The sequence below is a fragment of the Microbacterium nymphoidis genome (assembly GCF_021044885.1).
In the GTDB taxonomy this organism is placed as follows: Bacteria; Actinomycetota; Actinomycetes; order Actinomycetales; family Microbacteriaceae; genus Microbacterium; species Microbacterium nymphoidis.
The window spans coordinates 377,018-396,280 of the sequence record NZ_JAJNOD010000002.1 but is presented as its reverse complement, the minus strand read 5'-3'; the positions used below and the strand labels follow the sequence as shown (position 1 = coordinate 396,280).

At 69.3% G+C, this 19,263-nt stretch carries 15 protein-coding genes; 5 read left to right on the top strand and 10 right to left on the bottom strand.

Going from position 1 to position 19,263, the window contains the following annotated elements; genetic code table 11:
* Positions 1-6: 6 nt before the first annotated feature.
* The 5 genes from LQ566_RS11055 to gabT all read right to left on the bottom strand — a co-directional run bounded on the left by LQ566_RS11055 (position 7) and on the right by gabT (position 6,774).
* The gene (locus tag LQ566_RS11055) at positions 7-1,470 is read right to left on the bottom strand and encodes an NAD-dependent succinate-semialdehyde dehydrogenase (RefSeq protein WP_231091758.1); all 1,464 of its coding nucleotides are present in this window, start codon (positions 1,468-1,470) and stop codon (positions 7-9) included.
* Between the two features lie 27 nt (positions 1,471-1,497).
* Positions 1,498-3,081: an APC family permease gene (locus tag LQ566_RS11050; RefSeq protein ID WP_231091757.1), complete on the bottom strand. Its 1,584-nt coding sequence runs from the start codon at positions 3,079-3,081 to the stop codon at positions 1,498-1,500.
* Positions 3,082-3,084: 3 nt separating this feature from the next.
* Entirely contained in the window at positions 3,085-3,960 is an 876-nt protein-coding gene (locus tag LQ566_RS11045) for a universal stress protein (protein WP_231091756.1), read from the bottom strand.
* Complete coding sequence (locus tag LQ566_RS11040) at positions 3,957-5,315, bottom strand: flavin monoamine oxidase family protein (protein WP_231091755.1); 1,359 nt, start codon at positions 5,313-5,315, stop codon at positions 3,957-3,959. The genes LQ566_RS11045 and LQ566_RS11040 overlap by 4 nt, the downstream gene beginning before the upstream one ends.
* Positions 5,316-5,415: 100 nt before the next feature.
* Entirely contained in the window at positions 5,416-6,774 is a 1,359-nt protein-coding gene (gabT, locus tag LQ566_RS11035) for a 4-aminobutyrate--2-oxoglutarate transaminase (protein ID WP_231091754.1), read from the bottom strand.
* Between the two features lie 136 nt (positions 6,775-6,910).
* Between gabT and LQ566_RS11030 the strand changes: the two genes are divergently transcribed.
* The 4 genes from LQ566_RS11030 (at position 6,911) to LQ566_RS11015 (ending at position 12,412) form a co-directional block, all read left to right on the top strand.
* Positions 6,911-8,440, top strand: coding sequence for a PucR family transcriptional regulator (locus tag LQ566_RS11030; RefSeq protein ID WP_231091753.1), 1,530 nt, complete (start codon positions 6,911-6,913; stop codon positions 8,438-8,440).
* Positions 8,441-8,632: 192 nt separating this feature from the next.
* Complete coding sequence (locus tag LQ566_RS11025; protein WP_231091752.1) at positions 8,633-9,418, top strand: DeoR/GlpR family DNA-binding transcription regulator; 786 nt, start codon at positions 8,633-8,635, stop codon at positions 9,416-9,418.
* Positions 9,415-10,359 (top strand): 1-phosphofructokinase family hexose kinase, encoded by a 945-nt coding sequence (locus LQ566_RS11020; protein ID WP_231091751.1) that lies wholly within the window; start codon positions 9,415-9,417, stop codon positions 10,357-10,359. The genes LQ566_RS11025 and LQ566_RS11020 overlap by 4 nt, the downstream gene beginning before the upstream one ends.
* A 28-nt stretch (positions 10,360-10,387) precedes the next feature.
* Positions 10,388-12,412, top strand: a complete 2,025-nt coding sequence (locus LQ566_RS11015; protein WP_231091750.1) for a PTS fructose transporter subunit IIABC — start codon at positions 10,388-10,390, stop codon at positions 12,410-12,412.
* A gap of 361 nt (positions 12,413-12,773) precedes the next feature.
* Here LQ566_RS11015 and LQ566_RS11010 read toward each other — a convergent pair whose 3' ends face one another.
* The 3 genes from LQ566_RS11010 to LQ566_RS11000 all read right to left on the bottom strand — a co-directional run bounded on the left by LQ566_RS11010 (position 12,774) and on the right by LQ566_RS11000 (position 15,939).
* Positions 12,774-13,355, bottom strand: a complete 582-nt coding sequence (locus tag LQ566_RS11010; protein WP_231091749.1) for an endonuclease domain-containing protein — start codon at positions 13,353-13,355, stop codon at positions 12,774-12,776.
* Positions 13,356-13,825: 470 nt separating this feature from the next.
* Positions 13,826-15,424 (bottom strand): PfkB family carbohydrate kinase, encoded by a 1,599-nt coding sequence (locus LQ566_RS11005; RefSeq protein WP_231091748.1) that lies wholly within the window; start codon positions 15,422-15,424, stop codon positions 13,826-13,828.
* Positions 15,421-15,939 carry a flavin reductase family protein gene (locus LQ566_RS11000; protein WP_231091747.1) on the bottom strand — a complete coding sequence of 173 codons (519 nt, stop codon included), beginning with the start codon at positions 15,937-15,939 and terminating at the stop codon, positions 15,421-15,423. Before LQ566_RS11000 ends, LQ566_RS11005 begins: the two co-directional genes overlap by 4 nt.
* A gap of 98 nt (positions 15,940-16,037) precedes the next feature.
* Between LQ566_RS11000 and LQ566_RS10995 the strand changes: the two genes are divergently transcribed.
* Entirely contained in the window at positions 16,038-16,631 is a 594-nt protein-coding gene (locus LQ566_RS10995) for a PadR family transcriptional regulator (RefSeq protein WP_231091746.1), read from the top strand.
* Positions 16,632-17,008: 377 nt separating this feature from the next.
* On the opposite strand, the gene LQ566_RS10990 is transcribed toward LQ566_RS10995, so the two are convergent.
* Both LQ566_RS10990 and LQ566_RS10985 read right to left on the bottom strand, forming a co-directional pair.
* The gene (locus LQ566_RS10990; protein ID WP_231091745.1) at positions 17,009-18,364 is read right to left on the bottom strand and encodes an NtaA/DmoA family FMN-dependent monooxygenase; all 1,356 of its coding nucleotides are present in this window, start codon (positions 18,362-18,364) and stop codon (positions 17,009-17,011) included.
* Between the two features lie 33 nt (positions 18,365-18,397).
* The gene (locus tag LQ566_RS10985; RefSeq protein ID WP_231091744.1) at positions 18,398-19,249 is read right to left on the bottom strand and encodes an ABC transporter permease; all 852 of its coding nucleotides are present in this window, start codon (positions 19,247-19,249) and stop codon (positions 18,398-18,400) included.
* Positions 19,250-19,263: the final 14 nt, after the last annotated feature.

Sequence of the window (19,263 nt, the reverse complement as noted above, 5' to 3'; positions counted from 1 at the left end):
TTTCGATCAGCTGACGGGGATCAGGGTGTACTTCGTGGACAGGTACTCGTGGATGCCCTCGAGACCGCCCTCGCGGCCCACGCCGGACTGCTTGACGCCGCCGAACGGCGCGGCCGCATTGGAGACGACGCCCACGTTGAGACCCATCATCCCGGTCTCCAGCTTGTCGATCATGCGCTGACCGCGTGCCAGGTCCTGCGTGAAGACATAGGAGACCAGACCGTACTCGGTGTCGTTCGCCAGGCGCACCGCTTCCTCTTCGTCCTCGAACGTGGCGATCGCGAGCACCGGACCGAAGATCTCCTCGCGGAGGATGTCGGAGCCGGCGACCACACCGGTGACCACGGTGGGCTGGAAGAACGAGCCCTCCCCCGCGATGGCCTGACCACCGGTGGTCACGGTGGCGCCGCGCGAGACGGCGTCGTCGACGAGCTCGACAGCCTTCGCGACCGCGTCGTCGTCGATGAGCGGGCCGATCGCGACCCCGTCCTCGGTGCCGCGGCCGATCTTCATGGCCGTGACCCGCTCCGTGATGCGGCGCGAGAACTCCTCCGCCACCGACGAGTGGACGATGAAGCGGTTCGCGGCCGTGCAGGCCTGGCCGATGTTGCGGAACTTCGCGGCGAGAGCGCCCTCGACCGCCTTGTCCAGATCCGCGTCGTCGAAAACGACGAACGGCGCGTTGCCGCCGAGCTCCATCGACACGCGCAGCACACCGTCGGCGGCCTGGGCGATGAGCTTGCGGCCCACCTCCGTGGACCCGGTGAAGGAGAGCTTGCGCAGTCGCGGGTCGGCGAGGATCGGAGCGGACAGCGCCGACGAGCGCGAGGTCTGGACGACGTTGACGACACCGGCGGGGAGCCCCGCCTCCTCCAGCAGCTTCACGAAGAACATCGTGGTCAGCGGAGTGAGTGCCGGCGGCTTGATCACCACGGTGCAACCGGCCGCGAGCGCCGGAGCGATCTTGCGCGTGGCCATCGCGAACGGGAAGTTCCACGGCGTGATGAAGAAGCACGGGCCCACCGGGCGCTGCGAGACCACCATGTTCCCGGTGCCCTCAGGGTTCAGCCCGTAGCGCCCGGCGATGCGGACCGCCTCCTCGCTGAACCAGCGGTTGAACTCGTTGCCGTAGGAGACCTCCCCCTTCGCCTCAGCGAGGGGCTTGCCCATCTCCAGGGTCATCAGCAGGGCGAGATCGTCAGCGCGCTCGCGCACCAGGTCGAAGGCGCGACGCAGGATGTCGCTGCGCGTGCGTGGCGCGGTCGCGGCCCACGAGTCCTGCGCGGCGACGGCGGCGTCGAGCGCCCGCTTGCCGTCGGAAGCGCTCGCGTCGGCGATGACCTTGATGACGGCGTTGGTCGCGGGATCGCGAACCTCGAAGGTGCGCCCCTCCTCCGCCGCCACCCAGGCGCCATCGATGTACAGGCCGTCAGGAACCTCGGCCAGAAGGGCTGCTTCGCGGTCAGTCATGTGAATGTCCTCTTTCTTGTGGGGAGGTCAGCGGGCGGCGCGCTGGCTCGGCGGTGCATCCATGCTCAGCGTCTTTCCTTGGAAGAACGCGGGAGACAGGGCGCGCTGGACCAGCATCAGCACGGCGCCGAAGACCAGCAGGCCGACGCCGATGAAGAACACGATTCCGATACCGCCCTCGCCGTCGGCGTTGGCGCCGATGGCGATGGAGCCGTAGTCGGGGGCGAGGCTGTCGATCGCGGTGATGACAAACAGCACCAGCAGGATCACACCGCCCACGAGCGGGCTCGCGAACTTGAAGAAGAAGTCCTTGCCCGAGTCGAACCACTGGTGACGGAAGTACCAGACGCACGACAGCGCAGTGATCCCGTAGTAGAAGCAGATCATCATGCCGAGCGCGAGGATGGTGTCCCAGAGCGCATCCTCGCTCAGGAAGCGCATCACGGCGTAGAAGCCGCCCGCGACGATGGCGGACGCGATCGTGGCGAAACCCGGAGTGAAGAATCGCGGGCTCACGCCGGCGAACTTCTTCGGCACGGCGCCGTAGTGCCCCATGGCCAGCAGCGTGCGGGCGGGCGAGATGAAGGTGGACTGCAGCGAGGACGCGGACGAGGTCAGCACCGCGAGCGAGAGCAGGAACGCCAGACCGCCCATCACCGGGCCGGACAGCGCGAAGAACACGTTCCCGCCGATGTCCTCGTTGGTCAGTCCGAGTCCGGTGTCGCCGATGCCCGAGTACATCAGGCTGCTGATGGTGAGCAGGAGATACAGCGCGATGATCGAGATCACGGTGAGCATCGCCGCCCGCCCCGGCGTGCGCTCCGGGTCCTTCGCCTCCTCGTTCATGGTGAGGGTGACGTCCCATCCCCAGAACATGAAGACGGATGCGGACAGGCCCATCACGATCATGGACACCCCGCCCTCGATCGCGAACGGGTTGAACCAGGAGAACTCCGGCATGTTCGACTCGAAGCCGCCGCCGTTGACCGCCTGCGTGATCGCCATCACGGCGAACACCACGAGGATCACGACCTGGAACGCGACGAGTCCGTACTGCAGCTTCTGCGAGGTGGACACGTCGCGATACGACACCCAGGTGGCCAGCGCGACGAACACCAGGCAGACGCCCACGTTGACGAACGGGTTGCGGGTGATCTCGGCGATGGCCTCGTTACCGGAGATCTGAGAGATCAGGAGGAAAAGGAAATCCACCGCGATGCCGGCGAGATTGGACAGCACCAGGATCGTCGCCACGATCAGTCCCCAGCCCGCCATCCAGCCGACGTACGGCCCGAACGCACGGGTCGCCCACGTGAAGCTGGTGCCGGAGTCGGGCATGGCCTTGTTGAGCTCGCGGTAGCCGAACGCCACCAGCAGCATCGGGATGAAGCCGAGCAGCAGGATCGCGGGCACCTGGAATCCGACCGCACCCACGGCGCCGCCGATGCCGGCGGTGTAGGTGTACGCGGGGGCGATGCAGGAGATGCCCATGACGAGCGCACCGAGCACGCCGACAGTGCCGACGCTGAGACCCTTACGGGAGATTCCGCCGGTGACCGGATCCGGTTCACCGGCAGCCGGGGAGAGCCGAGACTTCGTTGACTCGCTCATGTGTCACGCTCCTTCGGGGCGTTCGCGGGGCACGACGATCATCGGCACCGGGAGTTCGTGCAGCATCCGCGCTGCGGTGGAGCCCAGGAACAGCCGACGCGGCTGTGCCAGGCGGCTGGATCCGACAAGCGCGATCTCGTTCGCATCCCAGTCGAGGTGGGAGGTGGCATCCTCGATGCTGCGCCCTCGTGCCACCTCGACGGCGACGGTCTGACCGTCGGGCAGCTGAGCCGTGGCCTCGGCCTGCATCTCGTCGGCGAGGTCGCCGGCGGCACTGCGCGCCTCATCGGCGGACATGCCCCCGGGCAGATCGATAGCCGCGAGCGACAGCAGACGCAGTTCCGCCCCCAGCTCACGGGCGAGCGCCACGGAGCTCTCCAGCAGGTAGTCCGCACCGGGGCGGTTGCCCACGGCGCATGTGACGCGGGAGATCGGGTGATCCGCATCGACGCCACCGGAGGCGGCCAGCGCCACCGGCACCGGCGAGGAGTGCAGGAGCTGCTGGGCCACCGATCCCAGGGTGTAGCGGCCGAACCGCCCGCCGCCCGCGCCGCCGATCACGATGATCGCCGCGGCGAACTCCTCCGCCGCGGCGATGAGCCCCTCCCCGAACGACTCGCCGAAGCGCACGTGGGCGCTGCGGGTGACGCCGGCGGGAACGTGAACCGCCGCCTCCCGCAGCCACTTCTCGGCCTGCGAGCGCAGGTACTGCTCATAGGACTTCTCCGGCGGCACGATCGGGCTGCGAGTGCCTTCATTCGGCAGCACGATGACCAGATGGAGGGTCACGCCGAGCCCCGCGGCGAGGCGGGAGCCCAGGCGCAGCGCGTCACGACCGGCGTCGGTGGCGGTGTATCCGACGACCACCGACCCGCTCATGCGCGGACCTGGGCGACAATCTGCTCGGCGACCAGGCGACCCATGCGGATCGCGCCGTCGACGTGCTGGAACCCGGCGCCGGCCATGTCGGAGCACGCGAAGTGGATCGGGCCGACCGCTTCACGCAGATCCTTGCCGTACCGGCTGAGGCCACCCAGGTCGAAGCTGGCCGCGTACGCTCCGCGCGTCCATTCCTCCGAGCCCCAGTCGCTCTCGTAGTAGACCACCGGGTTCTTCGCCTCTTCGCCGTAGTAGTGCGACAGCGACTCGAGGATGCGGGCCTTGCGCTCCTCGGCGCTCAGCTCGAAGACGCCGTCGGCGTTCAGATCGGAGACGAAGCCGACGAGGGTGCCTCGTTCATCGCCGTGGTTGGTGTTGTCGTACGCCTCGTGGGACAGCTCGTAGGGGCTGAACGCGGTCCCGGACAGGCCCTTGTCGCGCCAGAACGGGGTCTCATACACGGCGTGAACCTTGATCACGAAGCCCATCGAGATGTGCTGGTGCATCTGGTGCTGTCGGCGCGGCAGCGGCGGCACGAAGGAGATCCGGTCGTACAGCACGGGGGCATGGGCGAGCAGCGCGTGACGGGCGTGGACGATCATGCCGTCCGCACGCGCGGTCACGCCGTCATCGCCCCATTCCAGGAATCGCACCGGCTGCTCCAGGAAAACGTCCTCACCGAGGCGCTCGGCCAGCAGGATCGGCACCTGCTGCAGGCCCCCGACGACGCGCTTGTCGAGAATGAAGTCCGCATCGACGAGGTGGGAGTAGCTGCCGGCGGACGCGGCCATGTGCAGCGACTGGAGCAGCGACACGGTCGCAACGGGCTTGGTGAGCATCGCCGATCCCGTCGGGAAGGCGAGGTTGCGAACGGCCTCGTCGTCCGAGGTCTGCGCCTTGAGCCACTCCAGCCAGGAGATCGCGTCCCACTCCGCGGCCTTCGGGTGAGCCCACGGACGATCCGCGTCGATCTCGGCGGTCATCGCATCCAGCATCTCGGTGATGCGGTCGATCTCACGGCCGGTCTCCTCCGACACCGGGAAGTGCTCGCCGGTGAAGCGGGACAGCGTCCCATCCGGTCCGATGTAGACGCTGTCGCCCTCACGGTAACGGTCGTAGGTGGACAGGCCCAGCTCCGCCACGGTCTCCTGCAACGCGGTCTGGTCCGGGCTGATCCACTGCCCGCCGATCTCCAGCATCGCGCCGTCGATCACGTCGGTCCACAGACGCCCGCCGACGCGGTCGCGCGCCTCCAGGACGGCCACGGACAGGCCCTTCTTGCGCAGCTCGTTCGCTGCGGTGAGTCCGGCGGCGCCGGCTCCGATGATGACGACATCGCGTGTGATCTCGTTCATGAGTGCTCCCTTGCTCTCGTACTGCGAATGGGGGTGCGCATGTCGACTGCGCGGGTGTCGGATGCCCTCCCGGCGCCCCCAGAGCGCCGGGAGGGGTGGCTCAGGCTCCGGCGAGTGCGCCGAGCACGACGTCCAGTCCCTCGTGAAGAAGGGCGTCGTCGATCGACAGCGGCGGCAGGAACCGGATCACGTTGCCGTAGGTGCCGCAGGTGAGGACGATGACACCCTCGGCGATCGCCTGCTTCGCGATCGCACCGGCCAGCGCTCCGTCCGGCGCGCCCGTGGCCGGATCCACGAACTCGACGCCGATCATGGCGCCGAGGCCGCGCACCTCGCCGATACGGGGGTCGCTCGTGGCGGCCTCCTGCATGCGGGCGACCAGGATGCGGCCGATCTCCACAGCACGCTCGGCCAGGTTCTCCTCCTGGTACGCCTCGACGGTGGCGAGGGCCGCGGCGCACGCGACGGGGTTGCCGCCGTAGGTGCCGCCGAGCCCGCCGGTGTGGCTGGCGTCCATGATCTCGGCACGGCCGGTGACGCCCGCCAGCGGCATCCCGCCGGCGATGCCCTTGGCCGTGGTGATGAGGTCCGGTTCGATGCCGAAGTGCTCGCTGGCGAACATCGCGCCGGTGCGAGCGAAGCCGGTCTGGACCTCGTCGGCGATGAAGACGACGCCATTCGCGCGGCACCACTCCACGACGGCGGGAAGGTAGCCGTCGGCCGGAACGATGAAGCCACCCTCACCCTGGATGGGCTCGATGATGACGGCGGCGAGGTTGTCGGCTCCGATCTGCTTCTCGATCATCGAGATGGTCTTCGCAGCAGCCTCGGCGCCGGTGAGTCCGTCACGGAACGGGTACGACGCCGGAGCGCGATACACCTCGGGGGCGAACGGCCCGAAGCCGCTCTTGTACGGCATCGCCTTCGCCGTGAGGGCCATGGTCAGGTTCGTGCGCCCGTGGTAGCCGTGGTCGAAGGCGACGACGGCCTGGCGGCCGGTGTGCTTGCGTGCGATCTTGATCGCGTTCTCGACGGCCTCGGCGCCGGAGTTGAACAGCGCGGTCTTCTTCGCGAACGAGCCCGGCGTGAGCTCGTTGAGCTTCTCCGCCACAGCCACGTACGACTCGTACGGCGCGATCATGAAGCAGGTGTGCGCGAACTGCGCGATCTGCGCCTGAACGGCAGCGACCACCTTCGGGTGCGCGTTGCCGACCGTGGTGACGGCGATGCCCGCACCCAGATCGATGAGCGAGTTGCCATCGGCGTCGACGACGACGCCACCGCCCGCGGCCACTGCGGCGACCGGCACGGTGTGGCCGACGCCCGCGGGCACGGCCGCAGCTTTGCGGTCCAGGAGCTCCTGCGAGCGCGGGCCGGGGATCGCAGTGACGAGGCGACGCTCCTGCGGGAGCGAGGGTCCGCCGAGGGGGGTGGTCTGGGTCGCGTCGATGAGGCTCATGGGGCCGAGCGTACGACGCGGGAATCGCCAGTGCATTATCCAGTGTGTACATTCTTTGTGATACCGATATACGCACTGGACGGTCGCTGCCGACGGCGGCAACACCGGACCGCGCGGGGGCTGAGAGGGCGAGTCGATGGCCGAACAGAGCGTGGTGCCCACGGTGCGGACCCTGCTGGGACGCACCGACCTGCAGTTGTCTCTCGTCGGAGCAGCGAACGAGCAGCCCGACGGCGATCTCGATCGCCCGGTCCGGTGGGTGCACAGTTCCGATCTGGCTGATCCGACCCCGTTTCTCTCCGACGAGGTCGTTCTCCTGACCACCGGCAAGCAGTTCGAGGAGGGCGACGGTCCGAGCGTCTACGTCGACGAGTACGTCCGCCGTCTCGTCGCCCGCGGCGTGCTGGCGCTCGGCTTCGGTTCCGGGGTGGTGCGTCCCGGCGTGCCCGCACCGCTCGCCGAGGCCTGCGTCCGGCATCGACTGGTGCTGTTCGAGGTGCCCTACCGCACGCCGTTCATCGCGGTGGCGCGTGCGAATGCCGAGGCCGTGGCTGCGCAGGCATACGAACGACGGTCGTGGGCCCTGTCCGCGCAGCGCGCCATCTCGCTCGCGGCGCTGCGACCGGACGGGCTCGCCCGCACACTGATGGAGCTCGGACATCAGCTCGGCACGTGGGTGGGACTGTATGACGCTGCCGGGGTCCTGCTGCGGGAGCACCCCACCCACGCCCTCTCCCCCGCGGTCTCCGCCGCCGTGGACGCCGAGGTGGAAGCCGTGCTGCGCCGCGGCGCACGTGCGGCGTCGGCCATCAGCGTGGACGGCGAGCCGTTCACCCTGCAGACACTGGGACGTGGGGGACGGCTGCGCGGCGTCCTCGCGATCGCGTCGGCGGAGCTGGACCAGGAGGGGCGCGGAGTGGTCACCTCCGTCATCGCGATGGCGGGACTCGCCATGGAGCAGCAGGAGGGCGTGCAGCGAGCCCACTCCCGACTCCGCGCCGGAGCGGTGGAGCTGCTGCTCGGCGGGCAGACCACCCTCGCCCGCAGCGTCGCGCGGGAGCTGACGATGCCGCTGCCGCCCGGCCCGGTGCAGGTGGCTCTCGCGGAGGGAGCCGGGCGCACGCTCGCCATCGCGGAATGGCTGGAGCTCTATGCCGCCGACCACGGCGGGGAGGTGTTCGCCGGGCGCGCGGGCAGCGACCTGCTGATGGTCGTATCCGAAGGCTCTCCTGCACCGCAGGAGGTGGCGGCGCGCTTCGAGGTGCGAGTCGGGCTGTCGGAGCCGTGCTCGTACGCCGACGCGCCGGCCGCCGTGGAGCAGGCACGAGTCGCGCTGCAGGGCGCCGAAGACGGCCTGCTGTCGTTCCGCGACCGCCGCGGGCGAGGCGTCCTGGACTCACCCTCCGCCGACGCGCAGGCCGTGGCGCGAGCAACGCTCGCGCCACTGCGGGACCACGACTCGCGCGCCGGTGCCGACCTCACACGCACGCTGCGGGTGTTCCTGGAGAACGACGGATCCCATGAGGCGACGGGCAGGGCGCTGTCCGTGCATCGCCACACCGTGCGCGCCCGGGTTCAGGCAGCGCAGCGTCTGCTGGACGTGGATCTGTCGTCCTTCCCGGTGCGCGCCGAACTCTGGGCCGCCTTCCGCGCCGCGGAGGACTGAGCCGGTGCTTCGCTCGTGCCCTGCGCGTGGATCGCCCGGTTCATCGTGCGCACGTGAACCCTTCGGCCACCCTTTTCGGGTCAGGTGCGCGCAACGAAAACCCCGCCAGAACCTCGCGTCTGTGTCTTCTTGGGTTTATGTTGCTTTTTCTGCGTTTGGTTCGTATTCTGTGGGAACCGGCAAGGAGGCAGGATGTACGCGAGCGAACGGCAGGATGAGATCCGCGCGGTGCTGCGAGAGGACGGACGCGTGTCCGTGCTCGCGCTGTCCGAGCGGTTCGACGTCACCCCGGAGACGGTCCGCCGGGACCTGGATCTGCTCGAGAGCGAAGGGCTCGCCAAGCGCGTGCACGGCGGTGCTGTGCTCGGGCCGCGGACCAGTCGCGCCGAAGTTCCCCTCGTCGAACGATCCCACCGCGTCCCGGAGGCGAAGCAGCGCATCGCCGCACGCGCGCTCCAGGCACTGGAGCCCGGTTTCCGCGGATCGCTCTACCTCGACGCCGGATCCACCACCGCGCAGGTGGCAGCGAACCTCGACACCCACCTCGCGGCGATCGGCGGACACACCGAGGTGGTGACGCACTCCATGCAGCTCGCTGCCGTCCTCTCCGGTGCAGAGCACCTCACCCTCACCGCCATCGGCGGGCGTGTGCGCGGCCTCACCGCCGCCGCCGTCGGGGGCGAAACGATCCGCTCGATCAGCGCGCTGCGCCCCGACATCGCCTTTCTCGGCACCAACGGGCTGTCGGCGGACTTCGGTCTCAGCACGCCCGACCCCGACGAAGCGGACGTGAAGACCGCGATCGTGGCGGCGGGCCGCCGGGTCATCGTGCTCGCCGACGCGGAGAAGTTCGAGGAGGACCTCCTCGTGCGCTTCGCTTCGCTCTCGGACATCGATGTGCTCGTGACCGACGCCGCTCCCCCCCAGCCCCTCGCAGACGCACTCGACGCCGCCGGCGTGGAGGTGTGGCTGGCATGACCATCGTCACCCTCACGCTGAACCCGGCGCTGGACCAGACCATCCGTCTCACGGATGCACTCAGGCCGGGCGACGTCCAGCGCGCTGATGATCAGCGCACCGACGCCGCGGGCAAAGGCGTGAACGTCGCGCGTGCCATCTCGGCTGCCGGCGCCGCCTCCATCGCCGTACTCCCCCTCGCCGACGACGACCCCTACGGACCGCTGCTGCGCGCCACCGGCCTCGTCATCCGTGCGGTGCCGGTCAGCGCCCGGGTGCGCACCAACCTCACCCTGACGGCGCCGAACGGGGAGACCACGAAGATCAATCTCCCCGGCGGCGCCCTCGATGACGCCGAGCTCGACGCGATCATCGCGGTGGTCGTCGCGGCCGCGCGCGGTGCCGAGTGGCTGGTGCTGGCCGGCTCCGTCCCGCCCGGGGTGCCGGCGGACGTTTACGCGCGGATCGCTTCGACCGTGCGCGCCGCCCTCTCCCCCGCCCCGCGGATCGCCGTCGACGCCGCGGGCACCGCGCTCGCCGCAGCGGTGAACGCGCCGGCGAGCGGGCGGCCCGACCTCATCAAGCCCAACGAGGACGAGCTCGCCGAGCTGGTGGGCGCGTCCGCACTCCCCGATGTGAGCGACGTCGCCGCCGCCGCGAGTGAGCTCGTCCGGGGCGGGATCGCGAATGTGCTGGTGACGCTCGGCGGCGACGGAGCGATCCTCGCCGACGCAGACGGGGTGCTGGCAACACCCGCGCCACGCATCCAGGTGAGCAGCACGGTCGGCGCGGGCGACAGCGCGCTGGCCGGATATCTGCTGGCCGACACCGCCGGTGCTGGTCGTGAAGAACGACTGCGCCAGGCCATCCGGTACGGGTCGGCGGCCGCCACCCTGCCCGGGACCCAACCCCCTTCCCCTGCCGATCTCGGCACCGAACCGCTTCCCGTGCGCGCGCTCTGAGCGCACCCCTCGACCGACGGAGGTCATCATGGTTTCAGCAATCACCCCCGAGCTGGTGTCGCTCGATGCGCCCCTGGGCGCCGACAAGAGCGCCGTCATCACCGCACTCGCGCAGCGCGTGGCCGACACCGGTCGCGCGACGGACGCTGCGGGCCTCTATGCCGCCGCGTGGGCGCGCGAAGAGCAGGACGAGACCGGGCTTCCCGGTGGCATCGCGATCCCGCATGCCAAGACCGCAGCCGTCGCGGTTCCCTCGCTCGCCTTCGCACGGCTGAGTCCGGGCGTCGACTTCGGTGCCGATGACGGTCCCGCGGATCTGGTGTTCCTCATCGCCGCGCCCGCCGACGCCGACGAGGAACACCTGGGCATGCTGTCCAGTCTCGCCCGAGCCCTCATGACTGACGAGTTCACCGACGCGCTGCGCGCCGCCGCGACCCCCGCTGATGTGGTCTCCCTGGTGCGGATCGCCGTCGGAGAAGAGGACGCGGCGCCGGTGGAGGCGCCCGCGGCCGCACCCGTCTCCACCGCCGCGCCGGTGGACGACACGCTCCTGATCGACGGTCGCCCGGCCCGCATCGTCGCGGTCACGGCATGTGCCACCGGCATCGCCCACACGTTCATGGCCGCCGATGCCCTCACCGCGACCGGCGCGGACCTCGGCGTCGACCTGGTCGTCGAGCCGCAGGGCTCCAGCGGATACAAGCCGCTCCCGCAGCACGTCATCGACGAGGCAGACGCCGTGATCTTCGCGGTGGATGTGGACGTCCGCTCCCCCGAGCGATTCGCGGGAAAGCCCGTCATCCGCTCCGCCGTGAAGCGCGGCATCGAGCAGCCGAAGCAGATGATCGCCGAGGCCGTCGCTGCCAGCAGGGACCCGCAGGCGGCGCGTGTGACCGCCACGTCGCAGGCGAGCACCGCCGACACGGCGAACGAGAGCGCCGGAGCGGCCGTGAAGAGATGGCTGCTCACCGGTGTCAGCTACATGATCCCCTTCGTCGCCGGCGGCGGTCTGCTGATCGCGCTGGGCTTCCTGCTCGGCGGGTACAGCGTCACCGATGACGCAGCGAAGGTCATCACGGAGAACTCGCTCTGGCAGCTTCCCGCGGGTGGACTGGGGCAGTACCTCGGCTCTGTGGCATTCATGATCGGTGATGCCTCCATGAAGTTCCTCGTGCCGGCGCTCGCGGGATACATCGCGTTCGCGATCGCCGACCGCCCCGGCATCGCCCCCGGCTTCGTCGCGGGTGCCGTGGCTCTGCTCATGAACGCCGGCTTCATCGGCGGTATCGCCGGCGGCCTCCTCGCCGGCTGGGTGGCGTGGTCTCTCGGCCGGCTCGATCTGCCGCGGTGGCTGCGCGGACTGATGCCGGTGGTGATCGTGCCGCTGATCGGCTCGATCGTCGCATCGGGGATCATGATCCTGTTCCTCGGCCGCCCGATCTCAGCGCTGATGGACGCGATGACCAACGGACTCAACGATCTCGCCGGCACCGGGGCGATCGCCGTGGTGGGCCTGATCGTCGGAGTCATGATGTGCTTCGACCTCGGCGGCCCGGTCAACAAGGTGGCGTACGCGTTCGCCGTGGCGGGGCTCGGCACCGCAACGACGGCGAACAGCACGCCGTATCTGATCATGGCGGCGGTGATGTGCGCCGGCATGGTCCCCCCTCTCGCGATGGCGCTCGCCTCCACCGTGCTGGCACGCCGCCTCTTCTCGCCGGTGGAGCGTGAGAACGGCAAGGCCGCGTGGCCGCTGGGCCTCGCCTTCATCTCCGAGGGCGCTATCCCGTTCGCCGCCGCCGATCCGTTCCGTGTGATCCCGGCGTCCATGATCGGCGGGGCGATCACCGGCGTACTGAGCATGCTGTTCGGCGTCACCTCCCGCGCACCGCACGGTGGCGTGTTCGTGTTCTTCGCACTCGACCCCTTCTGGGCGTTCCTGCTGTCGCTCGCGATCGGCACCGTCGTATCGGCGCTCGTGGTGGTGGCGTTGAAGAAGTGGGCGCGCCATTCCCCCGTTGCTGAGGCCGTCGCGGAGCCCGTCGCCGCCTGAGTGCCCGCACACCTGCAGCGCCGTCCGGCTTCGATCCGGACGGCGCTGTGCGCGTGAGCCGGCGCTGTGGCGGATGAAAAACGCATCGCGGACGAACCTCCGGGGTGCGTTTTTCATCCCCCACAACCAGGTCGCGTCCCTCACCAAGGCATACGTCGGCGCCGGCGCCGACCGAACGCACACCGTAACGTAACTCCGGCGACGGAGCGATCGGATAGCGGATGAAAAGCACACCCCGCGCACACGCTTGCAATGCGAAATCCATCTCCCACCGGCGCGCGTTCCGACCAGACGGCGTGATGCGTCGGCCGCAGCTGGAAAACGCACCGGGGGCGACCGTCCGGGGTGCGTTTTCCATCTCTCATCGGACGTCGCGTGACGAGATTGCCCGGCGGACGGATGCGAGCAGCGATGCCGCGCCTTCGACCAGGTCGAGCTGGGTGATTCGGATGACGATCCATCCCCGTTCTTCGAGTGCCCGCTGGCGCTGGATGTCGCGTCGCCACTGCGCAGCATCCGTCCGGTGCCCGTCTCCCTCGTATTCGATGGCGATGCGCCACTGCGGATACGCCAGGTCCACCCGCGCGATGAGTCGACTGTCACCCCAGACCTCATGTTGCATGACGGGTTCGGGAAGGCCCGCCGATGCCAGCAACAGCCGCGTCTCGGTCTCCTTCGGCGACTCAGCGCCGGGCCGGGCGAGATCCAGCGCGCGGCGGATCGTGGCGCACCCGGGAAATCGGCCCCAGCGCGCGAGCTTCGCCGTCACCTCCTCCGTGTCGAACACGGGTCGGCCGCCACGCAGGCCGGGGTAGTTGTCCGCCGGAGTCAGCACGGCGTCCAGCAGAACGACGGCAGCGCGGACGTTCAGCTGGGCCGCGCAGCTGAACACGGTGGACACAGGGTCCACCACGGGAATCGCACCGATCAGCCAGCCCTCCACCCTGTCCTGCGCCAGCCGGCGCCCATGGATCCCGCGGGCCCTCGGCGGCGACATAGTGGTGGGTGAGCACACTTCCAAAGGCTCTCCCACACGCCACCGACGTGGATGAGGAAGTCTCCACAAGCGCGCGGCGGTAAGGCCGACGAAGAGTTGCCGAGGCTTCAGGCGAAGGACACCAGACGCGACGACATCGGCGAACGTCGCGGGCGCAGACGTAGATCGCACCCCAGGGAATGGACGGCAGAGATCGCCCGCGGCGGCTCGACCCCGACCAATGCCGTGCATCTCCCCCTCGCGCAGCGTGAAGGCGGAGCCGAGGTCAGGAGGGATCGCTATGCGATGGCGCATCCGCCGATCCTGCCCCCGAGCACGACGTGCGCGCCATGAACGGGCCTGGGGAGGAACGAACGTTCACCATGGAAGATGGAAAACGCACCGCGGACGGTCGCCCGGGGTGCGTTTTCCATCTCTCACGCGGGAACGATCCCTGTGGCCAGCGCCTCATCGAGCGTGGCGGCGGAGATCCGGTAGGCCGCGGCACCGACGCTGCAGGCGGCGATGGCGCCCGCCGCATTGGCTCGCCGGACCGCGTGCTCCAGATCGAAGCCCCGCGCCAGGCTCGCAGCCAGGGCACCGCAGAACGCATCGCCCGCACCGGTGGTGTCCACCGGATCGATGGCGAACGCCGGCACGTGGAAGACCTCGGCGCCCCGCGGATGAACCCGCACCCCCGCACCGCCCAGCGTGACGACGAGGGTGACACCGTCCGCAGCGAGAGCATCGACGCCGCCCAGCGCCTCACACTCGGTCTCGTTCACGACGAGGATGTCGACAAGATGAAGCAGCTCGCGGGCCTCCCCGTGCGCCGGCGCGGCGTTGAGGATGCGCACCGCGTGGGACCCCGCGGCGAGCGCCGCACGGACCACGTCAAGCGGAACCTCCAACTGCACCAGTACCACGGCCGCATCGGCGACGGCGACGGCCGCATCGGCGCCGGTGAGAGCTCCGTTCGCCCCCGCGGCGACGGCGATGCTGTTGTCGCCGTCGGGGTAGGACAGGATGTGCGCGACACCGGTGGACTCGCCCACCGTCTGCACATGATCGACGCCGACCCCCGCGGCGACCAGCGCACGCGTGAGCTGCTCCCCCGCGTCGTCGTGCCCGACCGCCGTGCAGAACTCCACGCGCGCACCGCTGCGCGCCGCCGCCGTCGCCTGATTCAGGCCCTTGCCGCCGGGGAATCGTCCGCCCGCGGCCCCGAGCAAGGTTTCGCCGACAGCCGGCGGCCGCTCGACGCGCACGACGATGTCGAGATTCGCGCTCCCCACCACGGCGACGCGAGCTCCAGGAACGACCGCGCACTCGCCGGCTTCGGCCACCCCGTGACCATCAGGCTCCCCCACAGCACGCTCGCCTGATTCAGTCGCGCTGTCATCTCTGAACGTCGCTACAGCACGCCCACCGGATTCCGTCGCAGCGCGCCGACAGGGTTCGGCCGCAGTACGCCCCTCGGATTCGGCCCGAGTGCGCCGACCAGGTTCCGCCACCGCGCTCCCACCGAGCTCCGCCATGACGCGCTCGCCTGATTCCGTTTCCGCACGCTCGCCGGGCTGCACCACGGCGTCTTCGTCGACGGCCATCGCCGCGCGTCCACCGAACTCGACTCCCGCCACCGCACCCCCGCCGACCTCCGCGAGCGCGCGGCGCGCGTCGGCGATGTCCCTATGAGTCTGGGCGATGAGTTCATCCACGTGCGGAAACCTCAGGGTGGCGCGGAGCCTGCGCACCAGCGTCACCGAGACGCTCCGCCCGTACAGATCGAGTTCCACGTCGTGAAGGTGCACCTCGATCCGCCGCGCCCGCTCCCCGGCGAAGGTCGGATTGGAGCCGATGCTCGCACTCGCCCCGATGCGATCCCCGCCGTCCACGCTCACCCACGCGGCATACACCCCGTCGGACGGCAGCTCCTCCGAGCCCACGGCAAGGTTCGCCGTGGGAAACCCGAGCACGCGGCCGCGGCCGTCACCGGGGACGACGATCCCCATCACGGTTCCGAGGCCCTGCGTCATGCGCGCGTGCTCGCCTGCTCGGCGAGAATCGCGCGATACCGGCTCTGATGGAACACGAGCGGCTCGACATCGTCGAACAGCGTGACGTCGAGGATCTCGTACAACGCGATCTCGTGATCACCGCCGTCGAACCTGCTGTGAGGGCGGCAGGTGAGCCAGAGAGCTGCGCCGTCCAGCAGGATCGCCCCACCGGCGCTGCGCTGCCAGGAGTGCTCGCCGAACCGGTCCTGATCACGCGACGACAGCCGTCTGCTGAGCGGTTCGTGGTCGGCGGCGAGAACGCTCATCCCGAGCTCGGGCGCCGCGGCGAGCACCGGCCACGTGCGCGAGGAACGTGCCGCGCTGATGGCGACGAGCGCGGGATCGAGCGAGATCGAGGTGAAGGAGTTCACCGCCATGCCCACGGGTTTCCCGTCGACGTGGGCGGCGAGCGCGACGACCCCCGTGGGATAGACGGAGAACGCCCGGCGGAGGGCCAGATCGCGCGGAAGGGGCTCGGCGGCTGCGGTCGTCATGTCTGAACCTTTCATTAGTCAACATTGACTAATGAAGAGAATACTAATGCTCGGCGCTCCCAGCAAGTGCCGGACGGACCATTCAGTACGCTTTGTCCATGTCGACCACACGCCTCGTCGTCCTCGGTGCCGTGAAGCAGTTCCAGCCGGTGCACGGATACTTCCTGCGCCGCGAGCTGATGAGCTGGCACGTGGACGAATGGGCGCACATCCAGCCTGGTTCCATCTACAACGCCCTGCGCGCTCTCGAAGTGGACGGGTACATCCGCGAGGCCGGCACGGAGACGGACGGCAAGCGTCCCGCTCGCACCACGTACAAGATCACTCCCACCGGCGAGGTAGAACTGCAGCGCATGCTGCGCGAGAACCTCTGGAACGTGGAGCCGTTCGACACCCAGTCGGTCATGACCATCGCCTCGTTCATGTTCGTGCTCAGCCGCCAGGAGGTCATCGCCGGCCTCGAGCACCGCCTCATCAAGAGCGACGCGATCATCACCACCAACGGCTTCAACGTCGAGGACACGCTGCGCTCCGACACCACACCGCGCTACGTCCGGGAGATCTTCGATCTCTCGACGGCGCGACTCGTCGCGGAGAAGGAGTGGGCCATGCGGCTGCTGGAACGGCTGCGCAACGGTGAGTACGTGTTCGCCGGCGAGTCGGTTCCCGACCCGGTCCCCCGCACGGATTGAACCGGCAGAGCCCCGCAGCGTGCTGAGATCGCACGGACAAAGAAGACCGACTGAGCCCCGCAGCGTACCGAGACCACACGGACAAAGAAGACCGACTGAGCCCCGCAGCGTACCGAGACCACACGGACAAAGAAGACCGACTGAGCCCCGCAGCGTACTGAGACCACACGGACAAAGAAGACCGACTGAGCCCCGCAGCGTACTGAGACCACACGGACAAAGAAGACCGGCAGAGCCCCGCAGCGTACTGAGACCACACGGACAAAGAAGACCGGCAGAGCCCCGCAGCGTGCTGAGGTCGCACGGACGGAGAAGACCGGCTGAACCGATACGACAAGACCCCCGACGCCGTCGGGGGTCTTGTCGTCAGAGACGGTTCAGCGCCGCGCGCGGTACGCGGCTCCGGGGTGCGAGTCGGCGAGCGCGGGCGAGGACGTTCCCATGATGCGCTCGCGCAGCGTCTGGGGCTCATCACTCGGCTCGGCGATCGCGCCGCGCTCCCGGAGGATCGGCAGCACCTGCTCGATGAAGTCCTTCGTCGACGCCGGCGGGATCACCGGCGAGAACAGGAATCCGTCGAGGTCCGCGCCGTCGGCGAGCTCGATCATCCGATCCGCCACCTGCTCCGCGGTTCCCACGACCGGACGCGCTCCGACGCCGTGCCCGTGCCAGTCGCGGAGCACATCGCCCACCGTCTTGTCCGCGAAGCGCGCCACCTGCGTCTGCGACAGCTCGGTGTGCAGTTCGCTCATCGGCGTCTCCGGCGCATACGCGGACAGATCCAGTCCCGTGAACCACGCGTAGGAGGCCACCGTGACGTCGGGGTTCTGCGCCTCCGCCACCGACGCGTACTTGCGCTGCGCCTCCTCCTCGGTTGCGCCGATCACGGCGGAGAAGGCCGACAGGATCTTCACCTCGTCGGCGCGGCGACCGTTCGCCACCGCTTCCTGGCGGATCGCGGTGGAATGTCCACGGAGCTGTTCGACCGTGCCGGAGCCGACGAACATCGCCTCTCCGTGCTTGCCGCCGAACGCGCGCCCCGCGGGCGAAGCACCCGCCTGCAGCAGGAGCGGTGTGCCCTGGGGAGAGCGGGACGTGTTGCCGAAGCCGTGCGAGCGGAAGTACTTGCCGTCGTGGGAGATGCGGTGCACCTTGCCCGGGTCGGCGAACCGGCCGGACTTGTCACGCTCCAGCGCGCCCTCCTCCCAGGCCTGCTCCCACAACTTGTAGACCACCTGCATGAAGTCGTCCGCCATCTCGTACCGGTCGTCGTGGCCCACCATCGGAACGCCGAAGCCCTGCACGGCGGTGTCGGCCGTCCCCGTGGTCACCACGTTCCAGCCGATGCGGCCGCCGGAGAGGATGTCCAGGGTCGCCATCCGGCGCGCGAACGCGTAGGGCGGCTCCAGCAGCGTGGATCCCGTGGCGACCAGCCCGAGGCGGGTGGTCTCGGGAATCAGCGCCCCGAGGATGATCGCCGGGTCCAGTCGCGGCAGGTCGAGACCTTCCACGCTGCAGATCTCCGGACGCTCGCCCGCTACGTCGGCCCAGCCCCACGCATCGGCGAGGAAGAGGAAATCGAACCCGGCGTCCTCGACCATGCGCGCGGTGTCGCGCCAGTAGTCGAGTTTGTCGAAGAGGTAGCGTCCGTTGTCCGGGTGACGCCAGGTGGCCGTTCCCGAGTCGTTGGCCTGTGCGTTCTCGAACAGGCCGAGCCGCAGCTGCTTCACCATGGGTGTTGCCTTTCTGTTGTGAGGTCTGTGGACTCAGCGCGCGTTGACGTCGCCATCGCTCCACCACAGCACGCGCTTGCGCACCACGGCGAGGAGGACGATGAGCAGCACGCCGAGCAGCGCGAGGAGGGTGATGGCGCCCCAGGTGACGGGGAGGTTGGCCTGCGCGGCCGAGGTCGTCACCAGCGAGCCGAGCCCGGCCTGCTGACCGGCGGCGACGAACTCCGCCACCGCGGCACCGACGACGGCCATCGGCAGGGCGATCCGCAGTCCCGCGAACACATACGGCAGACTGCCCGGCAGACGCAGTTCACGGAATGTCTCCCAGCGGCTGGCGTGCAGCGTGTGAAACACGTCCAGAGCGCGGGGGTCGACGTCGCGGAGACCAGCGAGGGCGTTGACGAGCATCGGGAAGAACACCACGAGTGCGGTGACGATGAACTTCGGCACCATGCCGAATCCGAACGCCACCACCAGGGCAGGCGCGATGGCGACGATCGGGGTGACCATCACGATCACCACGAGCGGCATCACGGCCCGCTCGATGATGCGGAACTCCGCCATCACGACGGCCACGAGGAAGCCGGCGAGAATGCCGCTCGCGGCGCCCACCACCACTTCCAGCAGGGTGGTGAGGAAGTTCGCCCAGTACATGCCCGCGTCCTCGAGGAGACTCGCCCCGATGTCGTTCAGCGCGGGGATCACGTAGGGGTTCGCGATGGCGACGATCTGCCAGAGGATCGCCGCGATGACGAAGGTGATCACGGTGGGCAGCCACGCGCCGGGCCGGAGCCAGGCGGGCGCGCCGCGTCTGCCTGCGGCACGGGCCTCACGGGTGAGGAGGGTGCCGGTGGCTGTGGTGCGAATGGTGTCGGTGTCAGACATGGACCTGCTCCCTC